Origin of the sequence: Coleofasciculus sp. B1-GNL1-01, from assembly GCF_040220235.1 — a bacterium.
Lineage (GTDB): Bacteria > Cyanobacteriota > Cyanobacteriia > Cyanobacteriales > Coleofasciculaceae > Coleofasciculus.
In genome coordinates this window covers 1-6,676 of the sequence record NZ_JAVJTO010000138.1, presented here as the reverse complement: position 1 = coordinate 6,676, position 6,676 = coordinate 1, and the positions used below count along the sequence as shown (strand labels likewise).

At 47.2% G+C, this 6,676-nt stretch carries 4 protein-coding genes; all 4 read right to left on the bottom strand.

Features of this window, described 5'->3' with window-relative positions:
• Window positions 1–148 precede the first annotated feature (148 nt).
• Window positions 149–349 (bottom strand): hypothetical protein, encoded by a 201-nt coding sequence (locus RID53_RS32015; RefSeq protein ID WP_006104757.1) that lies wholly within the window; start codon window positions 347–349, stop codon window positions 149–151.
• Between the two features lie 3 nt (window positions 350–352).
• The gene (locus tag RID53_RS32010; RefSeq protein WP_446391939.1) at window positions 353–1,657 is read right to left on the bottom strand and encodes a DUF4231 domain-containing protein; all 1,305 of its coding nucleotides are present in this window, start codon (window positions 1,655–1,657) and stop codon (window positions 353–355) included.
• 358 nt (window positions 1,658–2,015) lie between these two features.
• Entirely contained in the window at window positions 2,016–2,774 is a 759-nt protein-coding gene (locus RID53_RS32005) for a hypothetical protein (protein ID WP_446391938.1), read from the bottom strand.
• Between the two features lie 311 nt (window positions 2,775–3,085).
• Window positions 3,086–6,268 (bottom strand): TRAFs-binding domain-containing protein, encoded by a 3,183-nt coding sequence (locus RID53_RS32000; protein ID WP_446391937.1) that lies wholly within the window; start codon window positions 6,266–6,268, stop codon window positions 3,086–3,088.
• Between the last annotated feature and the right edge of the window lie 408 nt (window positions 6,269–6,676).

Below are 6,676 nucleotides of genomic sequence, written 5' to 3'. Positions count from 1 at the left end.
CACTACCACTCTCTTGCATCCTGGAATTTTTGCCAACCTCAGCGCCGAATTTTCCCTCGACAGAGGGTTGAAACCATTGCCCATTGCCTATTGCCTATTGCCTCTCCCCACCACAAGAGTTATTCAGCAGACCCTACTTATCTTTCCCTTACCGACTCACCAATTGCTGAATCACAGAGGTTTGCTGCTCAATCACTGTCGTTTGCTTCTGAGATAAAGCAATTAAAGACGTAATTGACTCTTGCTGCACCTCATTTATCGATTGCATTTCTTTGATCTGCTCTTTAAGTTCCTGAATCGCTTCCTTGAGTTCCTGAACTTGAAAAAAAACTTCTTCTGTGGGTTCCATACCTTAACCAATTACCGCCTTACCTTTCTCAACATACTTAGAAAAAACATCCCAACCGTTATAGCCGCCATTCACCAATTTTCTGACTTTACGCCAATCTCCCACTTTTGCGGCAGTGGCGACCCCTCTATCTTTGAAGTAACAAGCTAGTATCTTAGCAGAAATTTCCGGGTCTAGAGCTAATTCAGGATTATTCTCCAAATCCACCCCCAATTTTTGCCCATACGTGCGATAATTGGCTCTCCCCGTAATCTGAATGTAACCTCTACCGTGATACTTCGCCCCATCCCCTGGTTGCACATTGCCTATATCACGGCGTCCTTCATAATGTTTGGTAAAGTATTTCGGTCCACCAAACTCATTAATGGGCTTAAACCCGTTGGTTTCCACTCGCACCGTTGCTAATAAACCAATTAGCACCTGCTTATCCAAAATATCGTAGTCCTGAAGCGCCTCTAGCACCCCAGGTAAATATTTCTGGCTATCGGCGAGGGGACAATCCATTATTTTGGACGCTTGTTCGGGTGTAATCAGTTGCGGTACGGCGGGTTTAGCCGACTCACTATTTCCCTGACCATTCATCGATGCTTGTTTTTTGGGTTCTTCCGGTTCTTCTTCTTCAAACCAAGCCATTGCGGCGGCACCTAGCGGGGGCAAGTCTTCGAGAGTCACCGGGGTAGTCTGGACGTCTTCCCCATTGTTTTCCGCAGGTTCCAGCGGCGCTGAACGCTCATGTTCCAAACGCTCTTTCTCTTCTCGCAAGCGGCGTTTCTCCGCTTCAAGCCGCCGCAATTGCTCCTGATACTCCATTTGCTGGTTGAGATTTTCCAGGGCTAGAGCCGAATTTTGAGCCACTGTTTCTTCTGTCTTTTCCTTGCTCTTCTTTTCTTTTTCTTCAAACTGAGCGACGAAACCCTGCACGTCTTTCTGAATCAGCTGCTCAACGTGATAGGCAAAGGTGGCATAGGCATCGTCATGGGATTCAAACTGACTGTAGGGTCCAGCCATTTGCAGGAACTGCCAGCCCTCAATTTTCATACTTTCGGCTGTATTGCGGAATTGCTTATATTTTTCCCCATGGGCGAAAAATTCTTCCACGGCGGCGGAAACAGCTACCGCTTGACTCAACCCAAACGCTGACCATCCGACAATTTCCTGGATCTTAGGATTCGGGCTTTTGAATCCCACCATGGCGGGAACAATAACACCACCGATAATCGTTAGTAACCTCAAAGAGTTATGGCGATCGCGTTCCTTGGTTGCCCGTCCTTCCAGCCACAGCACTTGATCCAACCAGCGGGCTTTCATAAAGTCCTTTTTCAAGGGGGGCAAGTCCGTCTGCTCGATTAAGTTACTCAGGTGTTGCCTAAGATATTGACTGTAAGAGTTCTTTTTTGCCACGTTCTATGCCTTGATCTGCAAGAGTCTATATAACAATGGTGGGCTTAAGACATTATGAAATGACCCAATGAATAATTTAGTTTGAGCAACAAACGCTTCATGCAACACTCAAACCGGATCAGCGGTATACGTCTCAATCAACTTAATTTTTATTATGTCATAAAAAAAAATAAATTAGCATCAATCTCCGAATTACACTTATTTTAAAACCTCCGATTTCACCGAATCAATGTCAACCCTTCTTCCCACCTTATTTGGAGGCAATTTATTCGGGCAACGCATCCGCAGGTCTCGAAAGCATCTGCCCAATTAGGTGAGCCAGTGCTGCTGCATCTTTACTCACATTGATAGCGTGCAAAAGTCCCGATGCCACTAAATCTACGGCTCGTTCATCAGTTACCTCTCCCTGCAACGCGGCTGCCAATTTATCAGCCGTTCGTCCACTCCCGGCTAAGACAATCGCAGGTCGCTTGGCTTTCACACTTTGCGCCACATCCTGCCAGGTAATCTCACCACCATTCACCACAATCGTAACCGACGGCAACCCCTTAGCTAAATGACTACCAATCTCAGATAACCAGGGGGATTCATCTCCCCAATTACAGCCGGGAACTAAAACAAAGTGGGTGTGATTTGGCTCTAGCATCGCTGCATCAGCATTCATGCTTTTAACACCAGGAAGTATAACCGTGCCAATCGCGGCGACACCAATTAACGGGAATGTCCCACAAATCCTTGTCCGCGCTTGACCAATAAATTGCATAATCCCCGCATCCGTCCCCCCATCGACAACCACCACTCCCAGTTGTTCAGCTAGAGGCGCAATCACTTCGAGAAAAATGCGTCGCAAATCATTTTTGTCAGACTCACTAATCTTACTCGCTCCACCCACTAACGCCAGGGTAGGACGGGGTTGGTCAAGACCAAGCTGGTGCAACGCCGCCGCCAACGCCGTGGGACTGTGGACTTGAACAACATGGGCGGAGAGGTTATTGTTAAAGGTTAAAGTACAGGAGTTTTTCATTGAATTGACTCTAGAGAGAGAATATTTTAACCATCAGTTTAACCATGTCATCGAGGACAATGATCTTAAGAGTAAGCCACGTCAATCCTTAAGAGCAACAAGGATGGGTTACTCCAGTGCACGGGTTAACCTGAGCTTCACGCCTTTTTCCTCTCTCTAGTATTCCCAGTTGTTTGGTTATTTCACGAACAAGTCGCACTAATTTTTTCAATTCTCTTTCTGCCAAAACAGCAGGGGTGAACCTGATTCTTGCTCAAGATGGTCGGAAAATCAACCGGTAGAGACGTTGCATGCAACGTCTCTACATTTATTTAACTGGCTAATACTTCCGTCCTCGTGTTCCAGTACTCAAACTTGGTGGTATCAATATGCTCAACCACGCCTCCTAAGTGGCGTACCTGGTGAACCATGTCACCTGTACCTCCGGGCGCGTCACCGCCTTTACCGTTCCACAGCACAATCAGTCGCACACGATCAATGCCATACATGAGGGTGGAATACAACGCCCAGCGATTATTGCGCTCGAAGGCATTATCCCCTATCGGCACGTCTCCCAATCGGTCTGGTTGCAGACTAAATGACACATTAGGGTGATTCTGAATTGTATAGAAACGGGATACCCAGTTATCCCCAGCAAAACTAACGGATTCGAGAATAAACTGAGCTGGGGCAAAGGGCAGAAACACCTCCACCTTCATGTTCCGCTTTAAGCAGGCTTCGATAAACAAAATATCACCGCCACAAGCCGCACCGGGAGCAATTGCCAAGCAATTGGTACTGGGATTTAACTTATCCAGAGTCTCCTCAATTTTTTGCCGCGCCTCATTTTCCATGGCGGCGGGAAAACGTGGTTGTTCCCGTGTCGGACTATCAATCATGTGACCGGAAAAGAGGATCACTTGTGTGGGTTCTGGTTCGCTCTCATCCGCCGTTATTGCCGTTTGATTGTTCAGTCGGTCAAGTTCCCCTTGGATCACCACTTGTCCTGCTTGTACATACTCCGGGCGGAAAGAAAGCGCCGCCAAAAGTTCCAGTTGATCCAGGGTGGCTTCTAGGGCAAATTTATTGTTCCAGAGTAGCGTTAACGCCTTTTTATAGGCTCGCATTACCTGTTTCGGATCGTCGGCTGCCAATACCGCTAAATCTCCTAAGGAAACATACGGCCAGGCATCATTTTCATTGGTCTTAACGGCACTTTCCAGGCAGAATTGAACCGCCCCTTTGAGATTGGGCAACTGTTGCCGTAGGGCTTCTCCTTCAGCATCACTATCGATATCACAATGCTGAACTAAATGATCGAGAAGGACTAATAAGGTGAGGGCATTAATCCCGGCATAATAGTGATTGTGATCCAGCCGATAGGCTTTGAGATAGGTATCAACGGCTTTTTTGAGTAAGTGAGCGGCATCATAGGCAGTACTCAACCGCTCCGGCTGATCTGAGATGTCTTTCCATTCATTGCGCCACATTTCTTTGTAAATGCGAGCTAAGTAACAGAGCGCATCAATATTTTTGGGTTCATCTTGGAGCAATGACTCTAATTTGACAATCCCTTCATCAAATTGCTTTAAGCGGCTGAGGTGAAAGGCTTCTTCTTGGCGAAACTCAGAATTTTTGGAGTTGATTTTCAAGCCTTGGCGATATTCTTTGAGCGCTAGGGCATGATTTCCTAGATTTTTTAGGGCTTTCCCTGCTTCCGCCAGGGCTTCTTCTTTAATTAGGGGATTACTCACCTCTTCGGTTAATAACAAGACATCCCCAATCCGCTTTTGTCGCTGGGCAAGCACCACCCGCTCTTGCCATTCTTTGTATTCCTGCCAGTATCCGGTTGCCAGGGGTGTTTGCAAGGACTTGCGATCGGGTTCATCCAGTCCGGTTAAAATACTGAAAATTGGGCTATGAATGCGGTTTTTGTCGGACTCCCAGGTGGCACGCGCCATTTTCACGATCGCCTGCTTGTCTTTGTGTAAATACTCTGGGTCAGGACAACCGCTATCATCACAGTGATAAGGCAGAGTCCGGACATTGAAAATATCGTAAGGCATGTAAGACCGACCACATTGGATGTGAATCAAGCCGCGCTTACGCAGGGCGTGGCGAATGCCTAACTCGTAAAATACGTTGGCATTATCAATGCTTAAATCTGCCAGCACCAGGTCAGCGAGCAATAGCTCCTGAAACATATCCGTCAAAATATCGCCGCTAACCATTTCTTCATCGGCACGAAATGACTCAAATCCTGCCTCTTCTAACGCTGGCTTAATTAAGTTTCGATAAATGCTGTTAAAGTCAATCCAAAGCCCATCCGGTCCTTTTTTTCGTCCAAAGGGCATGACCACAAAGGCATGAGGTAATCCCTTTTTCGGCGGTTCCTGAGCAGGTTCTTCAACTTTTTTAACCACCTCCAATGTGACCGCTTCTTTGGGGGTTTTGGCGGTAACGGCTAGGGTTTCAACCTTGTTCGATTCTTCTGGGAGTTCGACAACAGGTTCAATGAGTTTTGGCGCAGGATGTTTGAGCGCTTCTGTGAGTAAATCATCACTCGGTTCCAGCAAAGGTGTGGCAATTTGACGCCGTTCGGAAATTGGTTGACTATAGTAATTCCAAAGTGTATTTTCTGTCGCCAGCACGAGCTGAAAAAATTCCTCACCCGTCCGCTCTTTTGCGGTTAAACTTTGCCAGCGATCGCGAATCATGTTGAGGGCTAAAATTAGCTGGTTATTCGCATTCACGCGATCATCGATTCGTCCTAGTTCTAACCACAGGCTAAATACCGTTGCCAAAAACAGGGTAAACGCTACCCAGACGCCGACACTCACGCCTAAAACGGGTAATAATGCACTCAATCCAGCCACGCTAAACATGGCAATTTGTAAGCGAGTGCGAGTGGTGTTCAGTTGGGCGAGTTCTTGGGTATAGTGTTGCCGTTGCGCTTCTAGGCGATAGTGTAAGTAATCTGAGGGCAGTAAATCCGTAAAACCCGGATCACGACTTGGGTATTTGCCCATCGCATCCGGGGGAAGATTCCCTGTATAAGATTGCAGCACTAAATCACTGCCAATACTATCAAAGACCTGGCGTTGAATTGCTGTAACTCGTTCATTCAACCATTGATGACGATTCTCTTGTCCGGGTAGCAATGTCCGATACAGATAAATCGTTTTGCGAATTTCCTCTGCACCAGCATTGAGAATTTGCCAATACTGTCCTTGTTGCAGGTTGCGACTAATCGCCAAAACGATCACATTGATAATCGGAACTAAAACTAAACCAATGATTAAGATTCGTCCCGGTGGGGCGGCGATAAGTTGCCTATCTGTACTGGCGATAACCACGGCGAGGAATGTGGCGATCGCACTGAGCAAAATTGATCCACCCCGAAGACTCAAATATTGTCTGTAAGTGATTGCAGCTTGGGTTTTAAGCTGGGCGTATCGCTGCCATGCTGTTTCTAAAACTAAGGAGCGATCGCCATTGAGGTCGTGTTCTATCATTACTTACTCGGCTTGATCCTACTGCTATCCTGTGACTGTTCGGAAAAAGAGAGACTAGCTCCACTACGCTAACATCTAGTTTCTAGGAATTACATCTTGACAGAATAAATAGAATATGATTAGTTTTGATGGTTGAGCAGGGCGGTTTAGCCCCTTTATTCCTTGGCTGCTATTCCCGACACCCGACACCCGACAATTTCTTCTGGTCACAGATAGGGTCAAAGATAGCAGTTTTATGTGGGGGGGCCCCCCCCCCCACCCCCCCCGGGGGGGGGGGCGCCCCCCCCCCATAAAACTGCTATCTTTGACCCTATCTGTAACAAGAAGAAATTGTCGGGTGTCGGGTGTCGGGTGTTGGGCTGAAGGGGTGACAAGCTGGCTAAAAGCTTTTCAAATCGGGCTTTGAGC